General features: G+C 65.7%; 21 protein-coding genes. 7 read left to right on the top strand and 14 right to left on the bottom strand.

Annotated elements, in window-relative coordinates:
• Positions 1-3: 3 nt before the first annotated feature.
• Both C8J44_RS05800 and C8J44_RS05795 read left to right on the top strand, forming a co-directional pair.
• The gene (locus C8J44_RS05800; RefSeq protein ID WP_121903628.1) at positions 4-459 is read left to right on the top strand and encodes a hypothetical protein; all 456 of its coding nucleotides are present in this window, start codon (positions 4-6) and stop codon (positions 457-459) included.
• Entirely contained in the window at positions 456-1,169 is a 714-nt protein-coding gene (locus C8J44_RS05795) for a ribonuclease T2 family protein (RefSeq protein WP_121903627.1), read from the top strand. Before C8J44_RS05800 ends, C8J44_RS05795 begins: the two co-directional genes overlap by 4 nt.
• A gap of 149 nt (positions 1,170-1,318) precedes the next feature.
• Here C8J44_RS05795 and C8J44_RS05790 read toward each other — a convergent pair whose 3' ends face one another.
• Both C8J44_RS05790 and C8J44_RS05785 read right to left on the bottom strand, forming a co-directional pair.
• Positions 1,319-1,744: a DUF4112 domain-containing protein gene (locus C8J44_RS05790; RefSeq protein ID WP_121903626.1), complete on the bottom strand. Its 426-nt coding sequence runs from the start codon at positions 1,742-1,744 to the stop codon at positions 1,319-1,321.
• A gap of 5 nt (positions 1,745-1,749) precedes the next feature.
• Entirely contained in the window at positions 1,750-3,240 is a 1,491-nt protein-coding gene (locus C8J44_RS05785; protein WP_310886154.1) for an ABC transporter substrate-binding protein, read from the bottom strand.
• Positions 3,241-3,377: 137 nt separating this feature from the next.
• On the opposite strand from C8J44_RS05785, the gene C8J44_RS05780 reads away from it, so the two are divergent.
• A complete protein-coding gene (locus C8J44_RS05780) occupies positions 3,378-3,809 on the top strand; it encodes an excalibur calcium-binding domain-containing protein (RefSeq protein WP_121903625.1) in 432 nt (143 codons plus the stop codon).
• A gap of 42 nt (positions 3,810-3,851) precedes the next feature.
• Here C8J44_RS05780 and ychF read toward each other — a convergent pair whose 3' ends face one another.
• Positions 3,852-4,949 carry a redox-regulated ATPase YchF gene (gene ychF, locus C8J44_RS05775; RefSeq protein WP_121903624.1) on the bottom strand — a complete coding sequence of 366 codons (1,098 nt, stop codon included), beginning with the start codon at positions 4,947-4,949 and terminating at the stop codon, positions 3,852-3,854.
• Positions 4,950-5,287: 338 nt separating this feature from the next.
• Between ychF and C8J44_RS05770 the strand changes: the two genes are divergently transcribed.
• Complete coding sequence (locus tag C8J44_RS05770) at positions 5,288-6,352, top strand: NAD(P)-dependent alcohol dehydrogenase (RefSeq protein WP_121903623.1); 1,065 nt, start codon at positions 5,288-5,290, stop codon at positions 6,350-6,352.
• 306 nt (positions 6,353-6,658) lie between these two features.
• On the opposite strand, the gene C8J44_RS05765 is transcribed toward C8J44_RS05770, so the two are convergent.
• From C8J44_RS05765 to C8J44_RS05750, 4 genes are all read right to left on the bottom strand, one after another.
• Entirely contained in the window at positions 6,659-7,264 is a 606-nt protein-coding gene (locus tag C8J44_RS05765; RefSeq protein ID WP_056047257.1) for a TIGR02466 family protein, read from the bottom strand.
• Complete coding sequence (gene pth / locus C8J44_RS05760) at positions 7,261-7,830, bottom strand: aminoacyl-tRNA hydrolase (protein ID WP_056488650.1); 570 nt, start codon at positions 7,828-7,830, stop codon at positions 7,261-7,263. The genes C8J44_RS05765 and pth overlap by 4 nt, the downstream gene beginning before the upstream one ends.
• Positions 7,831-8,040: 210 nt before the next feature.
• Positions 8,041-8,739, bottom strand: coding sequence for a 50S ribosomal protein L25/general stress protein Ctc (locus C8J44_RS05755; protein ID WP_121903622.1), 699 nt, complete (start codon positions 8,737-8,739; stop codon positions 8,041-8,043).
• Between the two features lie 579 nt (positions 8,740-9,318).
• The gene (locus C8J44_RS05750) at positions 9,319-10,185 is read right to left on the bottom strand and encodes a TraB/GumN family protein (protein ID WP_121903875.1); all 867 of its coding nucleotides are present in this window, start codon (positions 10,183-10,185) and stop codon (positions 9,319-9,321) included.
• Between the two features lie 200 nt (positions 10,186-10,385).
• Between C8J44_RS05750 and C8J44_RS05745 the strand changes: the two genes are divergently transcribed.
• The 3 genes from C8J44_RS05745 (at position 10,386) to ppdK (ending at position 16,660) form a co-directional block, all read left to right on the top strand.
• The gene (locus C8J44_RS05745; RefSeq protein WP_121903621.1) at positions 10,386-11,240 is read left to right on the top strand and encodes a glycine--tRNA ligase subunit alpha; all 855 of its coding nucleotides are present in this window, start codon (positions 10,386-10,388) and stop codon (positions 11,238-11,240) included.
• A gap of 232 nt (positions 11,241-11,472) precedes the next feature.
• The gene (glyS, locus tag C8J44_RS05740; RefSeq protein WP_121903620.1) at positions 11,473-13,905 is read left to right on the top strand and encodes a glycine--tRNA ligase subunit beta; all 2,433 of its coding nucleotides are present in this window, start codon (positions 11,473-11,475) and stop codon (positions 13,903-13,905) included.
• A 91-nt stretch (positions 13,906-13,996) separates the two neighbouring features.
• Complete coding sequence (gene ppdK / locus C8J44_RS05735; protein ID WP_121903619.1) at positions 13,997-16,660, top strand: pyruvate, phosphate dikinase; 2,664 nt, start codon at positions 13,997-13,999, stop codon at positions 16,658-16,660.
• A gap of 259 nt (positions 16,661-16,919) precedes the next feature.
• On the opposite strand, the gene C8J44_RS05730 is transcribed toward ppdK, so the two are convergent.
• The 7 genes from C8J44_RS05730 to cpaB form a co-directional block, all read right to left on the bottom strand.
• Positions 16,920-17,327 carry a hypothetical protein gene (locus C8J44_RS05730; protein WP_121903618.1) on the bottom strand — a complete coding sequence of 136 codons (408 nt, stop codon included), beginning with the start codon at positions 17,325-17,327 and terminating at the stop codon, positions 16,920-16,922.
• Positions 17,328-17,380: 53 nt separating this feature from the next.
• The gene (locus C8J44_RS05725) at positions 17,381-18,373 is read right to left on the bottom strand and encodes a type II secretion system F family protein (RefSeq protein ID WP_121903874.1); all 993 of its coding nucleotides are present in this window, start codon (positions 18,371-18,373) and stop codon (positions 17,381-17,383) included.
• Between the two features lie 10 nt (positions 18,374-18,383).
• Positions 18,384-19,355 (bottom strand): type II secretion system F family protein, encoded by a 972-nt coding sequence (locus C8J44_RS05720; protein ID WP_121886093.1) that lies wholly within the window; start codon positions 19,353-19,355, stop codon positions 18,384-18,386.
• Positions 19,355-20,644, bottom strand: a complete 1,290-nt coding sequence (locus tag C8J44_RS05715) for a pilus assembly protein CpaE (RefSeq protein ID WP_121886092.1) — start codon at positions 20,642-20,644, stop codon at positions 19,355-19,357. Before C8J44_RS05715 ends, C8J44_RS05720 begins: the two co-directional genes overlap by 1 nt.
• On the bottom strand, positions 20,644-21,273 hold the full coding sequence (locus C8J44_RS05710; RefSeq protein WP_121903617.1) for a CpaD family pilus assembly protein: 630 nt from the start codon (positions 21,271-21,273) through the stop codon (positions 20,644-20,646). Before C8J44_RS05710 ends, C8J44_RS05715 begins: the two co-directional genes overlap by 1 nt.
• A gap of 48 nt (positions 21,274-21,321) precedes the next feature.
• The gene (locus C8J44_RS05705; protein ID WP_259466744.1) at positions 21,322-22,857 is read right to left on the bottom strand and encodes a type II and III secretion system protein family protein; all 1,536 of its coding nucleotides are present in this window, start codon (positions 22,855-22,857) and stop codon (positions 21,322-21,324) included.
• Positions 22,858-22,969: 112 nt separating this feature from the next.
• Entirely contained in the window at positions 22,970-24,007 is a 1,038-nt protein-coding gene (gene cpaB / locus C8J44_RS05700; RefSeq protein ID WP_121903615.1) for a Flp pilus assembly protein CpaB, read from the bottom strand.
• Positions 24,008-24,028: the final 21 nt, after the last annotated feature.

Here is a 24,028-nt window from a genome sequence, read left to right as displayed (position 1 = left end):
AGCATGATCGATAACGGGGACAAGACGATGATCAGGCCGGTATCCATAACGCGCTACGAACGTCTGTATCTCGCCTCGTTCGTGATCGGGCTGATCGTGTCCGCGATGAGCTGGGGGCCGCGGACCGCGATGGTCGCGGCCACCCCGATGCTCGCGAAGATCGGCTGGATCCTGCCGACGTTCGAGGTCGCCGGGATCGTAATCACGCTGACGCTCTGGTATTTTACCGTGCGGGCGCCGAGTGGCGTCGCGCGGTGGGTGGTGATCGTGCTGGCCGCGCTCTCCGCGATCGGCGTCGCGATCTCGCTCGTGCAATTGGCGACCGGGCATGCGGTGCCGAGCGCGACGCTCGGGCTGTCGATCGTCGCGAGCGTGGTCTACATCGGCGCGGGGCTGCAACTCCTGAAACCCGACGCGAAACTCTGGTTCGACCAGGCTGGACGAGGACATGCCGCATGATCGTTAGAATGACCATCGTCGCGGCGGCGCTGGCGCTGCCCGGAGTTGCCCAGGCGCAAGCCTATCAGTGCTCGACCCCCGCCACCGTCGAGCGCGTCCGCCCCGACCTGCCCTCCGACAGCCAGCCCAAGCGAGTCGTCCCGATCGGCGGCTACACGCTCGCCATCACCTGGGCCCCGCAATATTGCCGCGACAACGGCACGCGCTCCGGGTCGCAGTTCCAGTGCGGCGCGGCCAACCGCTTCGGCTTCACGCTGCACGGGCTGTGGCCCGACGGCGTGGACAAGGACTGGCCGCAATATTGTCGCGCGGCGGAGTTCGTCCCGCCGCCGGTGATCCGCGCGCATCTCTGCACCACACCGTCGGCGCAGTTGCTCCAGCACGAATGGGCCAAGCACGGCACCTGCATGCCGGGCTATCGACCCGCGAAATATTTTAACCAGTCCGCCGGGCTGTACGGCAAGCTGCGCTATCCCGACATGGATGCGCTGTCGCGCGCACCGCTGACCGCCGGACGCTTTGCGACCGCGATGGCGACCGCCAATCCGGGGCTCAACGCCGACATGATGCGCGTCACCGCGACGAAGCAGGGCTGGCTAGACGAGGTCTGGATCTGCCTAGACCGCCGCTTCCGCTACCGCCGCTGCCCCGTCCACCAGGGTGGCCTAGCCGACGGTGCCGCCCTGAAAATCTGGCGCGGCAGCCGCTAAGGATATCCCAATCCTCCCCCGCCAGGGGGAAGTGGCGCCGAAGGCGACGGAGGGGGAGGATACGGAACAAAGGTTTGCGTTACCTCCCCCTCCGTCAGGCGTTGCCTGCCACCTCCCCTTGGCGGGGGAGGATGCTGAGATACCCGAAATTACCCGTCGAGAATCGTCGTCGACGGGTAGTGCCGGTCCAGATGCTTCTTGATGATCCGCAGGTTGCGCGTGTTCGAGCGGAAGAAGAAGTCGGGGATTGCGCCGACGAACGGGATCATCCCGAGCGCCCAGTCGAACCCGATATTGCCCGCCATTCGCGCCACCTGGACCTTCGACATGCCGATGTTGCGTGCCTCCCACGCCATCCAGCCGCCGACCGCCGCGGCGATCGTGCTGCCCGCGAACGGCACGATATCGAGGATTACGTCGAGGCCGACCTTGCGGTTGGTGCCGGGGATCTGGAACAGCCCCTCCATCACGCGTTCCATCGCCTCGACGCGGCGGCGCACGGACAGCGCATCGCGCCCCATCGGCAGCGAGTCGAGGATCGATCCGGGGGTGATGCGGGTGACGGTCGGTTTCATGCCACTTAGTTGGTATCGGCGCGCAACCGGTTCAACGGGTGCCACGCGCGCGGGTTGGGCTGCCACTGCGCCAGCCTCGCGGTCACCAGCGACCAGCGCAGCGGTCGCGCCAGCGGGATGAACGCGACATCCTCGTTCATCGCCGCATCCGCCGCGGCGATGCGCACGCTCCGCTCTGCCAGCGTCGGCGCCTCGCGCGCGGCTTCGACCGCCGCCTGCGCAGCCTCGCCGCACACCACGCACGCGCTCGCGAGATACCAGCGCGCGCTGTCATAGGGCGCGACCGCATCGACCAGCTTCAGCTCCGCCTCTGCATCCAACGCGACCCGCGACGGGGTGATACCGATCGCGATCAGCGACGCGGCGACATGCGCGTACAGCAGCGTCGCACCAGGCCCCGCGGGCAGCGCGATCCGCACTGCGATCGGGCCGCCGGTCCACGCCGCCACGCGTTGCCGCGCCGCCGCGCGTCGCTCGTCCTGCGACAGCAGCGACCAGGACGGAACCTGCGGCAGCGACGCCGAATCGAGAATGTCGGGCAGGATACGATCCGCGGGATCCCAGGCCGGCGCGATCGCGGTCGTCAGCGCGGTCCGGTCGATCGCCTCCGATATCGCCGCGCGGTTGGCGGCATCCGCAAGGAACCCGTCACGCCGCACGATCGCCAGCCCGAACAGCCCGACCGCGGGATCGACGCGGATATTGGCGGGCGCGATGTCGGTGGTCGCGAGCAATGGCCAGTCGACGAAGCTCCCACCGCTGACCAAGTCCGAATCGCGATGGGCGAACCGTGCGATCGCCCGTGCGGCGCGTTCGCCGATCAGCCGGACGTCCTCCTCCGCCTTCACGTCATGCTGGTCGTCGGGGTCCGCCTCGCCGGGATCGAAGGCGGGGCGCAGCAACGGCGCGGTCCCGCCCCGCGCGATGTGGAACGGCCCGGTGCCGCTGACGGGCTGCAACCGCAGCAGCGCGAGTTCGGGTTGCGCGAACAGCTTCAGCAGGTCGGGGCGCGGGCGCGACAGCCTTACCTCGATAACCTGCGGCGTCATCACGACGATCTCGTCGATCGCGGTCATGAACGGCGCCAGCGGATTGCGCGATCCGGGCCGGAACTGGCGTTCCAGCATCGCCACGACCTGCGCCGCGGTGACCGGCGTGCCGTCGCTCCATTTCACCTCACGCAGGCGGAAGATGTAGCTCATCCCGCCGTCGATCACGATCCATCGTTCGGCGATACCGGGTTCGATCTGCCCTGTCGCATCGAACCGCACCAGCCCCTGGGCGGTCGAGTCCATCAGCAGCCGGGCAGGGGTATCGAGCACGACCCGGCTGGCATCGACCGCCTCCGGGTGCGCGCCGATCGCACTGACGACGACCGCCCCGGTATCGCGCCGCTGGTCGCACCCCGCCAGCGTGACGCAGCCGGCGAGCAGCAGGGCCACACCGCGGACGAGGCCCGATCGGCTGACGAAGGGCTCGGCTTTCTGGTTCGTCAATCGCCGCCCTCCGTTCGCAATCGCGCGCGATCGGGAATAGCCAGGGTCGGGGATCAATGACAGGGGGCATCGCCGGCCTGCACGTCCGCCGCGGCCGCTAAGCTTTCGTCAACGGATTCTCGGATAGCGTGGCGGTCATGGATCGATCGTTCATAGCGATAACCGCCACGGCCTCCGCGCTTATGTTCGCCGGTGTCTGGAGCGCCATGGCGCCGACCGGCACGCCGCAGCCCGAAACCCCGCTGATTGTGGGCGCACCGATAGACGTGGCTCGCCCCGTCGACGCGGCCTCGCCGCCGGTTTTAGCAAAAACCTCGAAGGCTGACGAACGGGCTCGCCTCAAAATAGCCGCGCCGGCCCGCGACGCCGCACCGTACAACGTCACGCGCCCGGTCTATGGACAAGCCGCATCCCCGGTTGTGCGGTCCGCGCCCATCAATGCGGTCTATCGCGGATGTCGCGAGGCGCGCGCTGCGGGCGTCACGCCTCTGTACCGTGGAACGCCCGGCTATGGCGCCCATATGGACGGCGATGGCGACGGGATCGCGTGCGAAGACTATCGCCGCTAAGTCCGCCGCCCGGCCCCGATCGGTCCGGTTTATCAGCCCCGATCAGCTATGCAGGAAGTGCATCACGTCGCCGTCGTGGACGACGTACGCCTTGCCTTCCGCGCGCAGCTTGCCCGCCTCGCGAGCCTTCGATTCACCACCCAGCGCGATGAAGTCGTCGAACGCGATCGTCTCGGCGCGGATGAAGCCCTTTTCGAAATCGCCGTGGATCTCGCCGGCCGCCTGCGGTGCGGTAGCGCCCTGGTGGACGGTCCAGGCACGCGCTTCCTTCGGACCGACCGTGAAGAACGTCAGTAGGTGCAGCAGCTTGTAACCGGCGGTGATGACGCGCGCGAGGCCGGTCTCCTCCAGCCCCAGTTCGCCGAGAAACTCGCCGCGATCTTCCGCCGGCATCGTCGCGATTTCCGCTTCGATCGCCGCCGACACCACGACCGCCTCGGCGCCCTCGGCCTTCGCCTTCTCGAACACCCGCGCCGACAGCGCATTGCCGTTCGCCGCATCGCCCTCGTCGACGTTACACACGTACAGGACGGGTTTCGCGGTCAGCAACTGCGCCTGTGCGAACACACGCGCCTCGTCCTCGTCCTTCGGCACGGTCAGCCGCGCGGGCTTGCCTTCGCGGAGCAGCTCGAGCGCCTGGCCGAGCACGGCGGCGCCGATCTTGGCTTCCTTGTCGCCCTGCATGCCCTTCTTGGCGAGGTTGGGGACGCGCTTCTCGAGGCTTTCGAGGTCGCTCAGCATCAGCTCGGTATCGACCGTCTCGGCGTCGGCGATCGGGTCGACCTTGTTGTCGACATGCGTCACGTCGCCGTCCTCGAAGCAGCGCAGCACGTGGACGATCGCGTCGACCTCGCGGATGTTGCCGAGGAACTGGTTGCCGAGCCCTTCGCCCTTCGACGCGCCGCGCACGAGGCCGGCGATGTCGACGAAGCCGAGCTGAGTCTCGATGATCTTCTGCGACCCGGCAATCTTGGCGAGCGCGTCGAGCCGCTTGTCGGGCACGCCGACGTTACCGACGTTCGGCTCGATCGTGCAGAACGGATAGTTCGCCGCCTGCGCCGCGGCCGTCTCGGTCAGCGCGTTGAAGAGAGTGGACTTGCCGACGTTCGGCAGCCCCACGATGCCGCAGCGAAAACCCATGATATGCCCTTGGATAAGAATGTGGTGGCGCTTTAGGGCAGGGCGGTCCGGAAGGCCAGCAAGGACGCAGGCGCGCATCGTTGGCGCCACACCCTTCTCGACCACCCCGGCGAAGGCCGGGGCCCAATCGGGGGACGTTGCTAATGATGGTCGGCACCCCGTTATTGCCACCTTTCCAATTGGGCCCTGGCCTCCGCCGGGGTGGTTTCTGATTTGGACGGCAGCCCTGATCGACCCACTCGATTGCCGCAGCGCAGCAAAATAATCATACCGAACGGTAGTTATCATATGGTCGACGCTTATATCCCGATCCCAGCTTGAGATAGATCAGGAATTCCATGACCACGACCGCCAACGGCTACGCCGCGCAATCCCCCGAAACGCCGCTCGCCCCGTTCAGCTTCGAACGCCGCAAACCCGGCAAGACCGACGTCGCGATCGACATCGCGTTCTGCGGCGTCTGCCATTCCGACCTCCACACCGCCAAGGGCGAGTGGGAAGGCACGCTCTACCCCTGCGTCCCCGGCCACGAGATCGTCGGCCACGTCACCGCAGTCGGCAGCGACGTCACCAAGTTCAAGGTCGGCGACGTCGTCGGCGTCGGCTGCATGGTCGACAGCTGCGGCGAATGCCCGTCGTGCAAGGACGGCGAGGAGCAATATTGCGAGACCACCGGCTTCGTCGGTACGTATAACGGCCCCGATCCCGTGCTCGGCGGCCACACCTTCGGCGGCTATTCGGACAAGATCGTCGTCGACGAAGGCTTCGTGCTGAAGGTCTCGCATCCCGAAGCCGACCTCGCCGCGGTCGCGCCGCTGCTGTGCGCCGGCATCACCACCTATTCGCCGCTGAAACACTGGAAGGTCGGCCCCGGCCAGAAGGTCGGCATCGTCGGTCTCGGCGGTCTCGGCCACATGGGCGTCAAGATCGCCAACGCGATGGGCGCCGAGGTCTATGTCTTCTCGACCTCGCCGAACAAGCGCGACGACGCCAAGCGTCTCGGCGCAAAGGACCTGATCGTGTCGAAGGACGAGGCCGCGATGGCCGAACACGCCAACAGCTTCGACTTCATCCTCAACACCGTCGCGGCGAGCCACAACCTCGACACGTTCACGGCATTGCTCAAGCGCGACGGCACGATGACGCTGGTCGGCGTGCCGGAGCACGCGCATCCGTCGCCCTCGGTCGGCAACCTCATCTTCAAGCGCCGCGCGATCGCCGGCTCGCTGATCGGCGGCATCGCCGAGACGCAGGAGATGCTCGATTTCTGTGGGCGACACGGCCTGGTATCGGACATCGAGATGATCCGCATGGACGAGATCGAACCCTCGTATCAGCGCATGGTAAAGAGCGACGTGAAGTACCGCTTCGTCATCGACATGGCGACGATGAAGACGGCCTGATCGGGCAGGGGGCGGCACTCAACGAGTGCCGCCCCAAACTCCCTCCCCTTCAGGGGAGGGTCGGGGTGGGGCAGTGCCACAAACGCCGACGTATGCGGCGAAGCCCCACCCCAACCCTCCCCTGAAGGGGAGGGGGTAAGAAGAAGGTGCCGAACGCTCCCTCAAACACTACCACCCCGGCGAAGGCCGGGGCCCAAGTGGGAAGGCCAATCTGATGAAGGGCAGCACTTCGTTAGCGATGTTTCCCAATTGGGCCCCGGCCTGCGCCGGGGTGGTACTTTGCGTGACGAGTTGTTTCGGCCCCCATCACCACCGATAATTGAAACTGATACTGATCCGCTCGCCCTTGGCAGCGTTCGGCACGACCTCATGCCGCAACCAGCTCTCCCACAGGAAAACACTCCCCGGTTTAGGCTCGGCATACACGAACGTCCGCAGATCCTCCGCCGCATCCTCCAACCGAGTCGGCGCCGCCATCATCATCGGCAACCGAGGATCCTCCAGCTTCAACGCCCCAGCCCCTTCCGGAATCGCCACGTACATCGTCCCGGAAACGACGCTATGCGGATGGATATGCCCCGAATGCGCGCCCCCAGGCTTCAGGACGTTCACCCAAAGACTGTCGAGCTTCAACTTCCGCCCGCCGAGATCGAACGCGCAATCCTTCGCGAACTGCGCGACATGCTTGTTCAGCAGCCGCACCAGGTCCCCGAACCGCGGATCGCGCAGCGGCAGGTCGTTCAGCGACGCATACGAGGTATACCCGCGATACCCATGCGCCTTCGACCACGCGACTCCGGCGCGATCCGCCTTCGCCAGTTCGAGCGCGGCGTCCTCGAGTTCCTCGACCAGATCGTCGTCGCCGAGATCGGCTTCGTAGAACCGCGTGGCAAACAGGGAGCGGGTGGTCATGGCTGCATCCTCAACGCGACATCGTTCATGAAGCGGACGTCGTCGCCTTCCGCCAGCCACTTCGCCTCCGCCGCGACCGCGCCGAGCATGTCGGAGAGCGGCTCGATCTCCGCCTTCGCATAATTCCCGAGCACATAGCCGGTCACGCGATCCTTGTGCCCCGGATGCCCGATCCCCAGCCGCACGCGGCGAAACTCCGGCCCCAGATGCTGGTCCGTCGAGCGTAGCCCGTTATGCCCCGCGGTCCCGCCGCCGGTCTTAACCTTCACGCGGAACGGCGCGATATCGAGTTCGTCGTGGAACACCGTCAGCGCCTCGACGCCAAGCTTGTAGAACCGCAACGCCTCGCCGATCGCGCGGCCGCTCTCGTTCATGAAGGTCGCAGGCTTCAGCAGCAGGATCTTGGTCGAGCCGATCCGCCCCTCCTGCGTCCAGCCCTGGAACTGCTTCTTGACCGCGCCGAAGCCGTGCACCTCGGCGATCGCGTCGGCGACCATGAACCCGACATTGTGCCGGTGCATCGCATATTGCGCCCCCGGATTGCCGAGTCCCGCCCAGATCTGCACGTGTGATTCTCCAAAAGACCGCGTGGGCCACGTAACCGTGTTCTCCTGCGAACGCAGGAGCCCAGGGTAACGGGCGGCGGCGCTGCTTGATCCTGGACCCCCGCGTTCGCGAGGGAACAGGAGGGCAGGGCAAGCCCCGTAAAACGAAACGGGCGGGAAAGCCCTAGCTTTCCCGCCCGCCAGATCATCCTAAGACGAAGGGCTGAACCCTCAGTCCTTCTTCTGCGGCGTGATCTTGTCGTCGTCGTTGTTGTCGTCGTTCGGCTCGACCGCAGCCTCGTCCTCGGCAGCAGCCTCGGCAGCCTGCGTCTCGGCGACTTCGGCCTCGAGCTCTTCGTCCTCGACGGTCGGCACGGTCGGCGGCACGATCGTGGCGATCGCGAAGTCGCGGTCGTCGATCGCGGGCGTCGCGCCCTTGGGCAGCTTCACGTCGCTGATGTGGATCGAATCACCGATCTCCAGACCGGCGAGCGAAATCGTGATCTCGCTCGGGATGTCCGAAGCGTCGACGACTAGCTCGATCTCGTGACGCGTGATGTTGAGGACGCCCTTGCCCTTCTTGATGCCCGGTGCGTCGTCCTCGTCGGTGAACGCGATCGGCACCGCGACGGTGACGGTCGAATGCTCGCCGATGCGCAGGAAGTCGACATGGATCGGGCGATCCGAAACCGGGTGGAACGACACGTCCTTCGGCAGCGTGCGCACGCCGTTGACCATCACGACGGAATTCATGAAGTGGCCGGTCATCAGCGCCTTCATCAGCGCCTTTTCCTCGAGGTGAACCGAGGTTGGTTCCTGGTTCAGGCCGTAGATCACGGCAGGCACGCGGCCATCACGACGCAGCGCCCGGGAGGCTCCCTTGCCAACCCGGTCACGCGTCTCGGCTGCGAGCGTCAACTGGTCGCTCATCTGTATTCTCCGAAACTCGTTTGTTGTCCTTCCCGCCCACGCCTCCAGGGATGACCATGGACCGGAAGCGCGGGCGCATAGCGGAGATTCGCGCAAAAAACAACGGTTGCGGGGAAGGGGCCTGCATCCTGCCGATACCTGCTACGCTTCGACCGCTGGCAATCTCGCCAGTTCTCGAGGAGCAGAACCATGACGTTTGGCAATGTCTGTGTTCTGCTTCTGGTGTTGTTCGCCTTTGCGACCTTGATCTTGAACGTCGTCGAGACGGCACGCCGGAAGTAGCGCAACGGGCGGGGGGTGCGCGGCAACGTGCCCCCCAAACGATTGAACCCCCGCCACGGCAATGGCGAGGGTTCGTATCTCAAGGCACAGCCATGACGTTTGGCTCGTGATATATACGCCCGATTCAAACACCGTTCAATGCCCCTCGCCCCTCCGGGGAGAGGGAGGGGCCCGCGTGCGCTTGCACGTGGGAGGGTGAGGGGAGTGAGGCTCGGGACGTTCGCGCTAACTCCCCCTCACCCTTCCGTCGCAAGGGCTCCTCCCTCCCTCTCCCCGAGGGGAGAGGGACTCGGCGGCTCAATACCGAACCCGCTCGGCCTTCACCCCCAGCTTCGCCAACTGCGCCTGAACGCTGTCCTTGCCCGCCAGATGCCCGGCGCCGACCGCGATAAACACAGTCCCCGGCGACTTCATCCGGTTCGCGACCCACTCCGCCCACCGCGCATTGCGGTCGAACAGCAGCGCCTTCGCCACCTCGGGCGAGTCCTTCAGGTCGTCGTTCATTTCTCTGGCCAAAGCTTCGGGATCCCCCTTCGCCCACTCGTCCACCATCGTCGCCATCGTCTTCTCGAGCGTCGGCAACTCGTCGATCGTGCTCCCCAGGAACTGCAACTGCGCCTTCTGCGACAGTCCCCCGAAATACCCGAGCTGCTGCTCCGCGGTCTCCAGCCCGATCACCGGCTTCCCCGCAGCCTTCGCCGCCGCCGTGATCACCTGCTCGGGCCCGTTTGCCGCATCATAGCCAAGCTTCGACAGTGGCGCGATCGATAGGTTGGTCGCCGCCAGCCAAGGCTTGAACCGATCGAACGCATTCGCCGGCAGCCCCAGATCGGTCACCGCCTTCGCATATGCCGCACGCTTGTCCGCAGGCAGCTGCTCGGTCAGCGTCGGGCCATCTTTCGACACCCCCGTCGCCATCACCAGCGACTGCATCTTGGCAGGATCCGGCATCACCAGCTCCAGCACCACCTGGTTCGAGCGATCGAACGCGGTCTTCACCGCCTCGTCGAACCACGTCATGCCGGGCTTCAACACATGGATCGTCCCGAACAGGTAGATCGTCGTGTCCTTGTCCTTCACCACCCACAAGGCCGGATCGGCATCGTTCGCGGCTTGCACAGGCTTCGGCGCGACCTGCGCACAGGCGGGCAAAGCGAACGCCATCGCCAGCGCAGACAGGGCGGATCGGAACGACGCGATCTTCGAAAACAGCTTCAAGGGGAGGGAATCCTTATCGTTGGTGCAGCCCATGTAGGACGCCGCAGCTTAACGCACCACTTGCCTCCCGCACCCCCATCCGCCAAAGCCCGCGCGTGACCCAGCCCCAGATCCAGCCAACGACAAAGCCTCTTAGCTTCCAGCGCATGATCCTCACGCTCCACGATTACTGGAGCGAACACGGATGCCTGATCCTGCAGCCCTACGACATGGAAATGGGCGCGGGCACTTTCCACACCGCCACGACGCTCCGCGCGCTCGGGCCGAAACCGTGGAACGCCGCGTTCGTCCAGCCCTGCCGCCGCCCGACCGACGGCCGCTACGGCGAGAACCCCAACCGGCTCCAGCATTACTACCAGTATCAGGTCATCCTGAAACCGAGCCCCGCCAACCTCCAGGAACTCTACCTCGGCAGCCTCGCGGCGATCGGCATCGACATGCTGAAGCACGACATCCGCTTCGTCGAGGACGACTGGGAGAGCCCCACGCTCGGCGCCTGGGGTCTCGGCTGGGAGGTCTGGTGCGACGGCATGGAGGTGACGCAGTTCACCTATTTCCAGCAGATGGGCGGCTTCGACATGAAGCCCGTCGCGGGCGAACTCACCTACGGGTTGGAGCGGCTGGCGATGTACATCCAGGACAAGGACTCGGTCTACGACCTGGCGTTCAACGACGCCGGGGTGACCTACGGCGACGTCTTCCTGGAGAACGAGCAGGAGATGTCGAAGTGGAACTTCGAGATCGCCGACACGGATTCCTTGTTCGACCAGTTCCGCAAGCACGTAGCGGAATGCGAGAATTGCCTTGAGCCCAAGGACGGCGGAAAAGCGCTCCCGATCCCAGCCTACGAGCAGGCGATCAAAGCCAGCCACATCTTCAACCTGCTCCAGGCCCGCGGCGTCATCTCGGTAGCCGAACGCCAAGCCTATATGGGCCGCGTCCGAGACTTGGCCAAAGGCGCCTGCGCCGCCTGGATGGACAAGCACGGATGGGCGGCATGATGGCTGTTCGTCGACAAGAAGGGTTTTGCGCGCAGAGGCGCAGAGGCGCGGAGCAGAAGGCAGGGCCGTTAGTGTATCGACTGGCGATCCGGCTTCGGCGTAGTGAAAGACGCCTGCGGCGTCCCTTTGCCGCGCGCAGCGCAACCGCTCCAACCTTCTCTTCTACCCTTCTCCTCCGCGCCTCTGCGCCTCTGCGCGAAACCCCTTCTCTCTTCTTCGCGTGCGAACACAAATGACCGACTTCCTTCTCGAACTCCGCTCCGAAGAAATTCCCGCCCGGATGCAGTCCAAGGCGCGTGAAGACCTCGCCAAGCTGTTCACCGCCGAGCTCGCCAAGGCCGGCATCGCCACCCGCGCCATCGTCACCTATGCGACCCCGCGCCGCCTGACGCTGATCGCGCGCGACCTGCCGCTCGAGACCGCCGCCGTCTCCGAGGAAACCAAGGGCCCCAAGACCTCCGCGCCCCCCCAGGCGCTCGAAGGCTTCCTCCGCAAGACTGGCCTCACCCGCGAGCAACTCGTCGACCGCAACGGCACGCTGTTCGCGGTCACCGAAAAGCCCGGCCGCGCCACCGCCGCCGTGCTCGCCGAGGCGATCCCCGCGATCGTCCGCGCATTCCCGTGGCCGAAGTCGATGCGCTGGGGCGACGCGTCGGCCAGCACTGAATCGCTCCGGTGGGTCCGCCCGCTGCAAGGCATCGTCGCGCTGCTCGGCGAAGAGATCGTGCCGTTCGAGATCGCCGGCATCGCCAGCGGCGCCGCCACGCTCGGCCATCGTTTCCACCACCCGTACCAGATCACGATCGGCGGCGCGCACGACTATGTCGAGAAACTGCGCGCCTGCCACGTCATCGTCGACCACGACGAACGCGCCACGCTGATCCGCGACCACGCCCGCGAAGCCGCCGCGCAAGCCGGCCTCGAACTGATCGAGGACGAGGGCCTCGTCGCCGAGAATGCCGGCCTGACGGAATGGCCGATTCCCCTGCTCGGCCAGTTCGACCCCGCGTTTCTCGACGTCCCACCCGAGGTGATCCAGCTGACGGCACGCGTGAACCAGAAATATTTCGTCTGCCGCGACGCCGATGGAAAACTCGCGAACGCGTTCGTCTGTACCGCTAACATCGCCGCACACGACGGCGGCGCGAAGATCGTCGAGGGCAACCGCAAGGTCCTCGCCGCGCGCCTGTCGGATGCGAAATTCTTCTACGACACCGACTTGAACACCAAGCTCGACGACCTCCGTCCGAAGCTCGAAAAGATCGTCTTCCACGAAAAGCTCGGCACGGTAGCCGACAAGGTCGACCGCGTCGCCAAGCTCGCCCGCTGGCTGGTAGAAGAGGGCATAATCCTCCCCGGAACGGGGAGGGGGACCAGCGAAGCTGGTGGAGGGGGCGCGCCACGAAGCGCAGCGTCCGCGGAGAACCCCCTCCACCCTCAGCCTACGGCTGACGGTCCCCCTCCCCTTGCAGGGGAGGAATTGGCAGACCTAGCAGAGCGCGCAGCCCGCCTCGCAAAGGCAGACCTCGTCACCGGCATGGTCGGCGAGTTCCCCGAGCTGCAAGGCCTGATGGGCGGCTACTACGCCGCCGCGCAGGGCGAGCACCCGGCCGTCGCCACCGCCATCCGCGACCACTACAAGCCGGTCGGCCAAGGCGACGACGTCCCCACCGACCCGGTAACGGTCGCGGTAAGCTTGGCGGACAAGCTAGATACGCTTGTCGGATTCTTTTCGCAGGATATGATCCCAACAGGATCAAAAGATCCATTTGCTCTCCGAAGAGCGGCGTTGGGATGCATCACTTTACTCGAGAAAAACTCGATAAGGTTGCCGATCATAAAAACCTATGCGCAGCAAGCTGGCGGCTTTTTATATAAGTCGATGGTGGAAAATGCGGATATAGTAATTAAGCGAGATTTCGAAGGTTTGAAGCGTACGAACCTTTCGCCACGAGATTTTGATATCGATGCTTATGTTGCGCAATTTACACAGGCCCCAGTAGATGAAGCAACCGAGCGGTTCTTCGTTGGTCTTCCACGTCTTCTCGACTTCTTCGCCGACCGCCTCAAAGTTCAGCAACGCGAAGCCGGCGTCCGGCACGACCTGATCGACGCGGTGTTCGCGCTCGGTGGCGAGGACGATCTCGTCCGCCTGCTCGCGCGCGTCCACGCGCTCCAGGCGTTCGTGACCACCGAGGACGGCACGAACCTGCTCGCCGGCTACAAGCGCGCCGCCAATATCCTGAAGAAGGAAGCGCCGAAGGACGACGCCGCCTCTTCTGCTCCCATCCCTGAAAGGGAGGGGCCGGGGGTGGGTAGCCCTCGTGGGAACGCCGCGCCCGCCTCGGACCGACCCACCCCCAACCCCTCCCTTCCAGGGAGGGGCGAAGAGGAATCGCTGTCCTACACTCCCGAACCCGCAGAGACCGCGCTGATGACCGCGCTCGACTCCGCCGAACCCCGCGCCACCGCCGCGATCGCTCGCGAAGATTTCGCCGCCGCGATGGCTGCCCTTGCAAGCCTCCGCGCGCCGATCGACGCGTTCTTTGATAGCGTTATCGTCAACGATTCCGATCCCGCGAAGCGCTCCGCCCGTCTCGCGCTACTTGAGCGAGTCCGTGCCGCAGTGCACAATGTCGCAGATTTTTCGAAGATCGAGGGCTGACTGGAGGAAGTGCACACATCGCGCCAGCGTGTGAACTTTGTGAACTTCGCTCCCGCCCAACGTATAAAAACAGGCACTTAGAGGACCGACCATGACCCAATATGTGTATCGCTTCGGCGGCGGTGTTTCGGATGGCGGCAAGGGCGACAAGAACCTGCTCGGCGGCAAGGGCGCGAACCTCGCCGAGATGGCGTCGATCGGCCTGCCGGTCCCGCCGGGCTTCACGATCTCGACCGATTTCTGCGCGGTCTATTACGACGAAGGCGGCAAGTTCCCGCAAGGCCTGCGCGACGAGGTCGCCACCGGCCTCGCGCACATCGAAGGCGTCACCGGCAAGAAGTTCGGCGACCCCGCCGACCCATTGCTCGTCTCCGTCCGGAGCGGCGCCCGCGCCTCGATGCCGGGGATGATGGACACCGTCCTCAACCTCGGCCTCAACGACCAGACCGTCGAAGGCCTCGCCGCCAAGTCCGAGGACGCGCGCTTCGCGTGGGACAGCTATCGCCGCTTCATCCAGATGTACGCCGACGTCGTCCTCGAACTCGATCACGGCGCGTTCGAGGAAGCGCTGGAGATCGCCAAGGAAGACCAGGGCTTCACGCTCGACACCGAACTCTCCGCCGACGATCTGCGCAAACTCGTCGCGGAGTATAAGGGCCTAGTCGAGAAGCTCTGGGGCAAGCCCTTCCCACAAGACGTCCACGATCAGCTCTGGGGCGCGGTCGGCGCGGTGTTCGGCTCGTGGCAGTCCGAGCGTGCGAAAGTCTATCGCCGCCTCAACGACATCCCCGGCGGCTGGGGCACCGCGGTCAACATCCAGGCGATGGTGTTCGGCAACATGGGCGACACCTCGGCGACCGGCGTCGCGTTCACGCGCGACCCGTCGAAGGGCGACCGCGCCTATTACGGCGAATTCCTGATCAATGCGCAGGGCGAGGACGTCGTCGCCGGCATCCGCACCCCGCAATACCTCACCAAGACCGCGCGCGAAGACGCCGGCGCCAAGCCCGCCTCGATGGAAGAGGCGATGCCCGAGGTCTACCACCAACTCGCCGACGTGTTCGACACGCTCGAAAACCACTATCGCGACATGCAGGACATCGAGTTCACGGTCGAGAAGACCAAGCTCTGGATGCTCCAGACGCGCGCCGGCAAGCGCACTGCCAAGGCCGCGCTCAAGATTGCCGTCGACATGGCGAACGAGGGTCTGATCACCCGCGAAGAAGCGATCCTGCGCATCGAGCCGATGGCGCTCGACCAGCTGCTCCACCCGACGCTCGATCCCAAGGCGCACCGTGATGTCCTGACCAAGGGCCTCCCCGCATCGCCGGGTGCAGCCTCGGGTGCGGTCGTGTTCGACGCCGATGCCGCCGAGAAGAAAGCCGCCGATGGCGTCGCCGTGATCCTCGTCCGCACCGAAACCTCGCCCGACGACATCCACGGCATGCACGCCGCCAAGGGCATCCTCACCGCGCGCGGCGGCATGACGAGCCACGCGGCCGTCGTCGCCCGCGGCATGGGACGCCCCTGCGTTTCCGGCGCCGGCACGCTCTCCATCGACGCCAAGGCAAAGATCATGCGCTGCGGCGGCCGCGAGGTGAAGGAGGGCGACCTGCTCACCATCGACGGCACCACCGGTGAAGTGATGATCGGCGCGGTCGCGACCGTGCAGCCCGAGCTGTCGGGCGATTTCGCGACGTTGATGGTGTGGGCCGACGAGGTCCGCCGCCTGAAAGTCCGCGCCAACGCCGAAACGCCGGAAGATTGCCGCGTCGCGCGCGAGTTCGGCGCCGAGGGCGTCGGTCTCTGCCGCACCGAGCACATGTTCTTCGAGAGCAGCCGCATCACCAACGTCCGCCAGATGATCCTCGCATCGGACGAGAAGGGCCGCCGCGTCGCACTCGAAAAGCTGCTCCCCGAACAGCGCAAGGACTTCACCGAGATCCTCGAGGTGATGGCCGGCCTGCCAGTGACGATCCGCCTGCTCGATCCGCCGCTCCATGAATTCCTCCCGCACGAGGAATCCGAATTCGCCGAGGTCGCGACCGCAGCGGGCGTCGACGTCGACACCCTCAAGCGCCGCGCGGCGGAGTTGCACGAGTTCAATCCGATGCTCGGCCATCGCGGCTGCCGTCTCGGCGTGACCTATCCCGAGATCTACGAGATGCAGGCCCGCGCGATCTTCGAGGCGGCGGTCGACGTCGCGGAGAAGTCCGGCGCCGCCCCGATCCCCGAAGTCATGATCCCGCTCGTCGCCACCCGCCGCGAGCTGGAACTGATGAAGGCGGTCGTCGACAAGGCCGCCCAGGCGGTGTTCGCCGAAAAGGGCCGGACGATCGAGTATCTCGTCGGCACGATGATCGAACTCCCCCGCGCAGCACTCCGCGCTGGCGAGATCGCAGAAGTCGGCGAGTTCTTCTCGTTCGGCACCAACGACCTGACGCAGACCACCTTGGGCGTCAGCCGCGACGACGCCTCGCGCTTTCTCGGCGCGTATGTCGAACAGGGCATCTACGCGAAGGACCCGTTCGTCAGCATCGACGTCGAAGGCGTCGGCGAACTGATTGAAATCGCAGCAGAACGTGGCCGCAAGACGCGTGCCGGCATCAAGCTCGGCATCTGCGGCGAACACGGCGGCGACCCGGCCAGCATCGCATTCTGCGAAAAGGTCGGCCTCGATTACGTCTCGGCGTCACCCTATCGCGTCCCAATCGCCCGCCTAGCAGCGGCACAAGCAGCGCTGTCGAAGAAGTAACGCTCGCTCAAAAGTCGCACCACCCCGATAGGGGCCGCCACCCCGGCGAAGGCCGGGGCCCAGTTGGAACGTCCGAAGTAACGAGGGGCAGTCCCCAATTACTCAGCACTCCCAACTGGGCCCCGGCCTCCGCCGGGGTGGATAAAATGGGGAGAGGGTTCCTCCCCCCAAATGTGTCCCCGCGAAGGCGGGGACCCAGACTGGGCTCCCGCCTTCGCGGGAGAACAAGGGGGCAGGGGCTAACCTAGCCCCCTACACCTCACCGACGCTGGTCAAAATCGAACCAGCCACGCTTGGTCCCATCGGCATTATACGCCGGCCGAGGATAACCCGGCCGCGCCGAAGACAACGCCCCAGTCCGCGACGTATCGACGACTGGATCACGCCCGACAACCGGCGCCCGCTCAACAACTGCCGGAGCAAACCGCGCCGCCTCAACGTCCTTCACCAACCGAGCATTCTCCCGCTCAGCCTCAACGGCCCGCTTCTCCGCCGCCGCCGCCCGAACATCGCCATCCTTCTTCACCGCAGCATGCGCATCCCGCTCGGCGAGATACCGCGCCTTCCACTTCTTCCCCCCCGGATGGCTCGCCAATCCGAACAGCCAGCCGGCGACGAAGACCAGCGCAAGCGCCGCAAACTGCGTAGGTGTAGAAAACAACGGCATCGTAAAACCCTCCTGTTACGGAAGCCCAACGATCCGCCGCGCCGCCGGTTGCTTCAGGTCTTCAACAGCGCGTCGGAGATCGAACACGCCGCCGGCCCGAGGATGACGACGAACAGCACCGGGAGGATGAACAGGATTAGCGGGATCGTCATGATCGCCGGCAACCGCGCCGCCTTCTCCTCGGCGCGCATCATCCGCTCGTTGCGGAATTCGCCCGACAGCACGCGCAGCGCAGACGCGAGCGGCGTGCCGTATTTCTCGGTCTGGATCATCGTCGTGACGACGCCCTTCACCGCATCCAGCTTCACCCGCTGCGCCAGATTCTCGAACGCCGAACGCCGGTCGGTCAGGAACCCGAGTTCGATCGCGGTCAGCGTGAACTCCTCGCCCAGCTCCGGATACGCCCGCCCCAGTTCCCGCGCGACGCGGTGGAACGCGGCATCGACGGTCAACCCCGCCTCGGCGCAGATGACGAGCAGATCGAGCGCATCCGGCAATCCCTTGCGGATCGCATCCGAGCGCTTCTTGATCTTGTTGTCGAGATACAGGTCGGGCGCCTTGTAGCTCATGATGAAGGTCATCGCGACGAGCCCGTATTTCTTCAGCGGGCCCCAGGTCGCGAAGCCGTCGGTGCCGTACACCCAGTACAACATCGCCCCACCCAACACGATCGGCAGCACGAGCCGGCCGAAGATCACCGACGGCGCCCATTCCTTCGAGCGGACGCCGGCCTGCATCAGTTTCAGCTGGACCGCCTTGACCTGGCTGTCCTGGAGTACCTTCATCGACGACAGGATGCCGCGCAGCTTGTCCGCGGTATCGTTGCGCTGGACCAGCTTCGCGCGGCGCTTGGTCGACGCGGTGATGCCCGCCTTCAGCTGTTCGCGGCGATCGTTGAGCGCCTTGACGCGCTTGGTCATCGGATCGCTGACGGTCGTCGCCGCGTAGATCGCGATCATCACCGCGAAGGCCGCGACGCCCGACAGGATCGTCGCGACGAGCAGGACGTCGATCCCGAGAATGGTAGGTCCGGCGGTTCCGCCCATCATCGTGTCCCTAAATCTCGAAGCTGATCATCTTGGACATGATGAAGGCGCCGATCGCCATCCACACCATGCCGCCCATGCCGATCGCCATCAGCCGTTCGTCGATGAAGAAATTCTGCATGTACCGGCCGTTGATCACCCAGATCATCCCGAACACGATGAACGGCAGCGCGCCGATGATGTAGGCGGACGCCTTCGATTCCGACGACATCGCCTTGATCTTGAGCTTCATCTGGCCGCGTTGGCGCAGCACGTGCGACAGGTTCGCCAGCGTCTCCGCCAGATTGCCGCCGGTCTCGCGCTGGATCGCGATCGTGATCACGAAGAACTGGAATTCCGGCGTGCCGAGCCGGTCCGCGGTATCCTGCAACGCGGCGTCCATCGTCCGGCCGATCTTCATCTTGTCGCTGACCGCGCGGAATTCCTCGCCAACCGGCCCCTCGACCTCATGCCCGACTACCCCGATCGTCTCGCTGATCGGCAGGCCCGAGCGAAGCCCGCGGACCAGCAGGTCGATCGCGTCGGGAAACTTCGCGGTGAACTTGCCGATCCGCCGCTGGATCGTCTTGCCGACGATGAAATGCGGCAGGCCGACGCCGACGAACACGCCGAACAGCAGCGCGAGCAGGATCGGCAGGCCCTTCAACAGCATCAGCGCGGCGACGACCAGCGCGATCCCCGCGGTCGCCAGTCCGTATTGTCCGACGGTCCAGTCCTTGCCGGTCATCGCGAGGCGTTTGGCGAGCTGTACCGGGTTTGGCAGGATACGACCGAAGGCGAGATCCATCTTGGTATCTTGGGTCATCGAGATGCGCCGCAACTGCGCCTCGGCGACCACCAGCGCGTCGCCGTGACGCTCGCGCACCGCGGCGATCCGGCGCGATTGGGCGCGCCCGGTCGACGGACCGGCGAACGCGAACAGCACGATCCCCAGCGCCAGCGCGGAACCGATCATCACCAGAAGGAACGGCAGCATATCCATTACTTGGCCGGTACCGGCTTGACCGTGCGCTTCGGCATCAGGCCCTTCAGATTGCTGAACTTGCCGATCAGCGACTTGCCCTTCGCGCCCTTCACGACGCCGAGATCGGTGTCGACCGATGCAGCGGCCAGCTCGGCGGCCAGTGCCAGGATCGGCGCGATGGTCTTCGACGTCTTGCCGACCTCGACGATCGGCTTGCCGAGCTTGGCCGCCTGCGCTGCCAGCTTCTGGTCGAACGGCACGATGTAATCGATCTTGCGCTCGATCGACCCTTCGAAATCCTTGCGGTTGATCTCGAGCTGGCCGCCCGCGTGCATGCGGTTGGCGATCACGTACACCGTCGTCTGCTGCGCGTTCGACTTGAGCCACGACAGGATCCGGATCGTATCGCGCGCTGCCGCCAGCGTCAGGTCGGTGACCAGGACGAGGAGCTTCACGTCGCTGATCAGATGCGGGTGCTGGATCAGCATGCCGCGCGGCAGATCGACGACGGTGCATTCGAACGCCAACCGCATCTCCTCCTGCAACTGGAAGAAGGCGGAGCCGTCGGTGATCAGCGGTGTGTTGATCGGCGCCTCGGCCGACAGCACGGAGAGTTTCTCCGACGCCTTCACCATCGCACGTTCGATGAACAGCCCGTCGATCCGGCTCGGATTCTCGATCGCGTCGGTCAGGCCGCGGCCCGGTTCGAGATCGAGGGCGAGCGCGCCGGTCCCGAAATGGACGTCGAGATCGAGCAACGCGGTCGCGCGCCCTTCATGCTCCGCGAGCAGCCAGGCGACCGAGGTTGCGATCGTCGATGCGCCGACGCCGCCGCGCGTGCCGATCACCGCGACCGAGCAATGCGCACGATCGGGCGATACCTCGACATGCTTGGGCGCATTCAGGATCGTCTGCGCGTGCGAGAACGCCTCGCGCAGCATGTCGGGCTGCAACGGCTTCAGCAGATAGTCCTGGATCCCGCTGGCGACCAGATCGCGGTACAGCCGGACGTCGTTGACCTGGCCGGCCGCGATCACGACCGTACCCGGTTCGCAGACTTCGGCGAGCGCGTTGATGTCGTTGAGCGGATCACCCGATTCGGCGAGATCGACGAACAGGATCTGCGGCGAGGCGGATACCGACAGCGACTGGACCGCGTTGCGCAGGCCGCCCTTGAAGATCTTGTCGACCGACCAGCCCAGTTCGGCGGCGATCGGCCGCAGCGCGTCTGCCGTCACCTCGTCGCAGACATAGGCGGTAAACGGTTCGCGGTGCGCGATGCCGCCTGGCTTCCACGGAGCGTTCATCACTTTCCTCCCGTGGTGGTGGCGGACAGGCCACCGGCACCGGTCGGTGCCTTTTTGCGGTACGTGTCGATCGCCTTGTACGCGACCGCCGTGTCGGTGGTTTCGGCGCCGGGCGCCCCGCGGACGAGATCGGCCGGATTGGCGACCATCGCCGCGAGGTTGCTGTTGATCGCGCAGCCATAGTTCGACGAGGTGTTCGCCTGGAACTCGTTGGACGCATCTCGCGACCAGTCGGGGCAACGCGGTACCCCGGCATGCATCCTGGTCACGACCACGCGGATCGTGCCGGGCGCGAGCGGGGCAGGCGTCACCGGTGCATCGTCGCTGAGCAGCAGCCCGTATTGCGCGACGACCGCGGCGACGTCGCCGCGCGCGCCCGGTGCTTCGCCGGCGGGATCGTCGATCGTGACGCGGTCGCCATAGCCGAGCCGCATCGTCGTCATCCAGCCTGCCAGCCGCTGCTGTTCGCCGCCTGCCAGCGCACCCCCGGACACGCCCAGATCGAGCGCATAATCGGATCGGCTGACGACCGGCTGATGGACCGATTCGAGGCCGCGATTCTCGGTTCCCATACAGCCGCCAAGCAGCAGCGCGGGGAGGAGGGACGCTAGGATCGATTGCTTGATCATCGGAAATCCTTGAGACGTCGGGTGCAGGGGCATGTCACTGCGATCCGATCAGTTCGAGAAGCCGGGGGCGGGGACGACAGCCGTGCCCGGCTTGCTGCCCTTGCCTGTGCCGTTGGCGATCGGAGCCGGCGCTCTGACGTCGTCTTCGCTGCGGCGGATGTCGCTCCGCGGCACCGGCATGACCGGCGCGGTGGCACCGACGGAGGGCTGGACATAGGCGGGACGCGCCACGGTCGGCACCGGCCGCTTGCCGCCGCCGCTCGCGCTCAGCGTGCCGAGCAACACCCGATCGATGTCGGACGGTGCGCGCGCGCCGTCGGTCGGCAGGGCGATGTCGCTCGCGTTGTTGACCGGCTTGACCAGATACGGCGTGATCACGATCACCAGTTCGGTCTCGTTGCGCTGGAACGCGTTCGAGCGGAACAGCGCGCCGATGATCGGCAGGTTCGCCAGTCCGGGGGTCTTGTCGTACGAGTTGTTGTGGCTGTTCGACAGCAGGCCGCTGATCATCATGCTCTGGCCCGAGCCGAGTTCGACGGTGGTTTCGGTCCGTCGCGTCGTCAGGCCGGGTACGCGCGTCCCGTTGAGCGTGACCGCGTTCGAGTAATCGAGCTGCGACACTTCTGGACGGACGCGCAGCGAGATGCGGCCATCCGAGAGAACCGTCGGCGTGTACGCCAGGCTGACGCCATATTGCTTGTAGTCGACCGTGACGGTGCCGAGCGCCTGCGCGATCGGGATCGGCACTTCGCCGCCCGCGAGGAACGTCCCCGTCTCACCCGACAGCGCGGTGAGATTAGGATTGGCGAGCGTCGTCACCTGGCCGGTGGTTTCGCCGAGATCGATCGCGGCCAGCAAGTCCAGTCCCAGCAATCGACCGGCAAGTCCGATGGTCGAACCGAGCGCTGCCTTCCCCGGGAATCCGAACAGGGTATTGCCCGGCACTGCACCATTGACGTCGACGGGCGCATTCGGCGCGCCGATGACACCCGGGACCGTCGTAATCGTACCTTGGCGACCCTGCGCGATATTGAACAGGAAATTGCCCGACCCGCGGCTTGTCAGGTTGACGCCAATGTTCTTGACGAAACTCCGACTAACTTCGGCGATCCGTACCTGCAGGTTCACCTGCAACGGCGTCGCGGTCTTCAGCCGCGACAGGACCTTGGTCGAATCGCCGACGAACGCCTGGACGAGGCGCTCGGCCTCGGCGGCGTCTTCGGGCGCGGCCACGGTACCGGTCAACAGGATCAGCCCGTTCATCGGCGTCGCGACGACCTGCGCTTCGGGCATCGCCAGCCCGAGCATCTGCTGCACCGAATCGAGGTTGTTGCCGACGCGGATCGTCGCCGAATAGACCACCGCGCCACCCTTGGCAGTCGCCGAGATCGTCGTCTCGCCGGTCTTCTTGCCGAAGATGTAAAGCTGCGTCGGCGAGCGGACCTGGACATCGGCGATCGCATCGTCGGCGACGAACAGGTCGCTCATCGGCCGTGCGAGCGTCACCAACCGACCGCGGCCGGTATTCACCTGGACGACCGGCGATCCGGCGGGGGCGGTCGCCCCGCGACCGCGCTGCGCCATCGCGGGGACCGAGGGCGCGGCGCTGGCCGCGACCAGGGCCACCACGAGCGGCCATCCCAACGTCGTTTTCTGGCGAGCCGCGCCAAAGGGGTGCGTCAACGGAATGCGCATTTCAATTCTTCCCCCCGACCGGAACGACGGTCATTGCGTTGCCGCGCGCCACCCGCACGATCGGCCCTTGCACGGCGACCACACCCGTCGTGGGTCCTGCGACCGGCATCATCGGCATCCCGCCTTGTCCGCCGACACTTGCGGTCGGTTTTCCAGGGACCGAGCTGCGCTGGTAGCGCGAGACGTCGGCGCCGGTCTGGTAGCTTCCCGCACCGGCCGATGGCTGGCTTGCGAGCCGGACCATCATCGCCTTCTCGGCCTTTGGATCGTTCCCGTTGGGCACGTGCACCGCGCCCGATGCGATGGCTTCTTCGAGTTCGGCGGAATTGTCGGCGATCGAGCGCAGCGACAGCGACAGCGTGCCGAGCGTCTGCGCGACCGCGACCTGCTCCGCCATCTTCGGTGTCGCTTCGATCGTCACGTTCGAGAAGGTCTGGACCTTGGTCTTGCCGTCCTCGCCGACCAGATTGTCGGTGCGCTGGTCGGTGGCGAGCACGCGGATGTTGCGCATGATCGTTTCCGACACCTTGAGCGGCTGGCCATCGCCGCCACCGGCGACGTTCTGCGTCAGGACAAGGTCGATGCGGTCGCCCGGAAAGACGAAGCCCGCAACCGCGGCCTGCGCCGATACGGGGACGGAGACCGCGCGCATGCCGGGGCCAAGCGCCGCGGCGAGAAATCCGCGGTCGCCGGGCTTCACCAGCGCACCCTGCGTGACCGGTTGTCCCGCCGTGATGATGCTGCGCACCACCGTGCCCTGCAACGACTGGAGGTTGGTCTTGTCCTTGAGGTAATAGGCGTTGTCGACCAGCTCCTTGGGCCAGGGCTGATACTTCAGCGCGGTCGCGTCGAGGATCGTGCCGACCGGCAGCGAGCGCGTCGCGACGAGCACTTCGGGCCCGTCGACGGCCGGCGCGGCCATTGCGGAGGCACCGGCTTGCGGTGCCGAACTTCCCGCCACAAGCGTTCTGGCAAAGAAGGCTGTTACGGCCGCGACTATAAGCGCGCCTACCAGCAGAATTATCTTGCGGCTGTCCATGACTACATCGTGCCTTTCAGG

It is taken from the genome of Sphingomonas sp. PP-CE-3A-406, from assembly GCF_003688625.1.
In the GTDB taxonomy this organism is placed as follows: domain Bacteria; phylum Pseudomonadota; class Alphaproteobacteria; order Sphingomonadales; family Sphingomonadaceae; genus Sphingomonas.
This window is presented reverse-complemented; position numbering and strand designations above follow the sequence as displayed.

Excerpts from the sequence above, each read along its gene's own strand:
- C8J44_RS05730 (WP_121903618.1), bottom strand. The coding sequence starts at position 17,327 with ATGCCGTTGTTTTCTACACCTACGCAGTTTGCGGCGCTTGCGCTGGTC.
- C8J44_RS05725 (WP_121903874.1), bottom strand. The coding sequence starts at position 18,373 with ATGGGCGGAACCGCCGGACCTACCATTCTCGGGATCGACGTCCTGCTC.
- C8J44_RS05795 (WP_121903627.1), top strand. The coding sequence starts at position 456 with ATGATCGTTAGAATGACCATCGTCGCGGCGGCGCTGGCGCTGCCCGGA.
- C8J44_RS05770 (WP_121903623.1), top strand. The coding sequence starts at position 5,288 with ATGACCACGACCGCCAACGGCTACGCCGCGCAATCCCCCGAAACGCCG.
- ychF (WP_121903624.1), bottom strand. The coding sequence starts at position 4,949 with ATGGGTTTTCGCTGCGGCATCGTGGGGCTGCCGAACGTCGGCAAGTCC.
- C8J44_RS05705 (WP_259466744.1), bottom strand. The coding sequence starts at position 22,857 with ATGGCGCAGCGCGGTCGCGGGGCGACCGCCCCCGCCGGATCGCCGGTC.
- C8J44_RS05745 (WP_121903621.1), top strand. The coding sequence starts at position 10,386 with ATGATCCTCACGCTCCACGATTACTGGAGCGAACACGGATGCCTGATC.
- C8J44_RS05780 (WP_121903625.1), top strand. The coding sequence starts at position 3,378 with ATGGATCGATCGTTCATAGCGATAACCGCCACGGCCTCCGCGCTTATG.
- ppdK (WP_121903619.1), top strand. The coding sequence starts at position 13,997 with ATGACCCAATATGTGTATCGCTTCGGCGGCGGTGTTTCGGATGGCGGC.
- C8J44_RS05720 (WP_121886093.1), bottom strand. The coding sequence starts at position 19,355 with ATGGATATGCTGCCGTTCCTTCTGGTGATGATCGGTTCCGCGCTGGCG.
- C8J44_RS05800 (WP_121903628.1), top strand. The coding sequence starts at position 4 with ATGATCGATAACGGGGACAAGACGATGATCAGGCCGGTATCCATAACG.
- cpaB (WP_121903615.1), bottom strand. The coding sequence starts at position 24,007 with ATGGACAGCCGCAAGATAATTCTGCTGGTAGGCGCGCTTATAGTCGCG.
- C8J44_RS05715 (WP_121886092.1), bottom strand. The coding sequence starts at position 20,644 with ATGAACGCTCCGTGGAAGCCAGGCGGCATCGCGCACCGCGAACCGTTT.
- C8J44_RS05765 (WP_056047257.1), bottom strand. The coding sequence starts at position 7,264 with ATGACCACCCGCTCCCTGTTTGCCACGCGGTTCTACGAAGCCGATCTC.
- C8J44_RS05710 (WP_121903617.1), bottom strand. The coding sequence starts at position 21,273 with ATGATCAAGCAATCGATCCTAGCGTCCCTCCTCCCCGCGCTGCTGCTT.
- C8J44_RS05755 (WP_121903622.1), bottom strand. The coding sequence starts at position 8,739 with ATGAGCGACCAGTTGACGCTCGCAGCCGAGACGCGTGACCGGGTTGGC.
- C8J44_RS05750 (WP_121903875.1), bottom strand. The coding sequence starts at position 10,185 with ATGGCGTTCGCTTTGCCCGCCTGTGCGCAGGTCGCGCCGAAGCCTGTG.
- C8J44_RS05790 (WP_121903626.1), bottom strand. The coding sequence starts at position 1,744 with ATGAAACCGACCGTCACCCGCATCACCCCCGGATCGATCCTCGACTCG.
- glyS (WP_121903620.1), top strand. The coding sequence starts at position 11,473 with ATGACCGACTTCCTTCTCGAACTCCGCTCCGAAGAAATTCCCGCCCGG.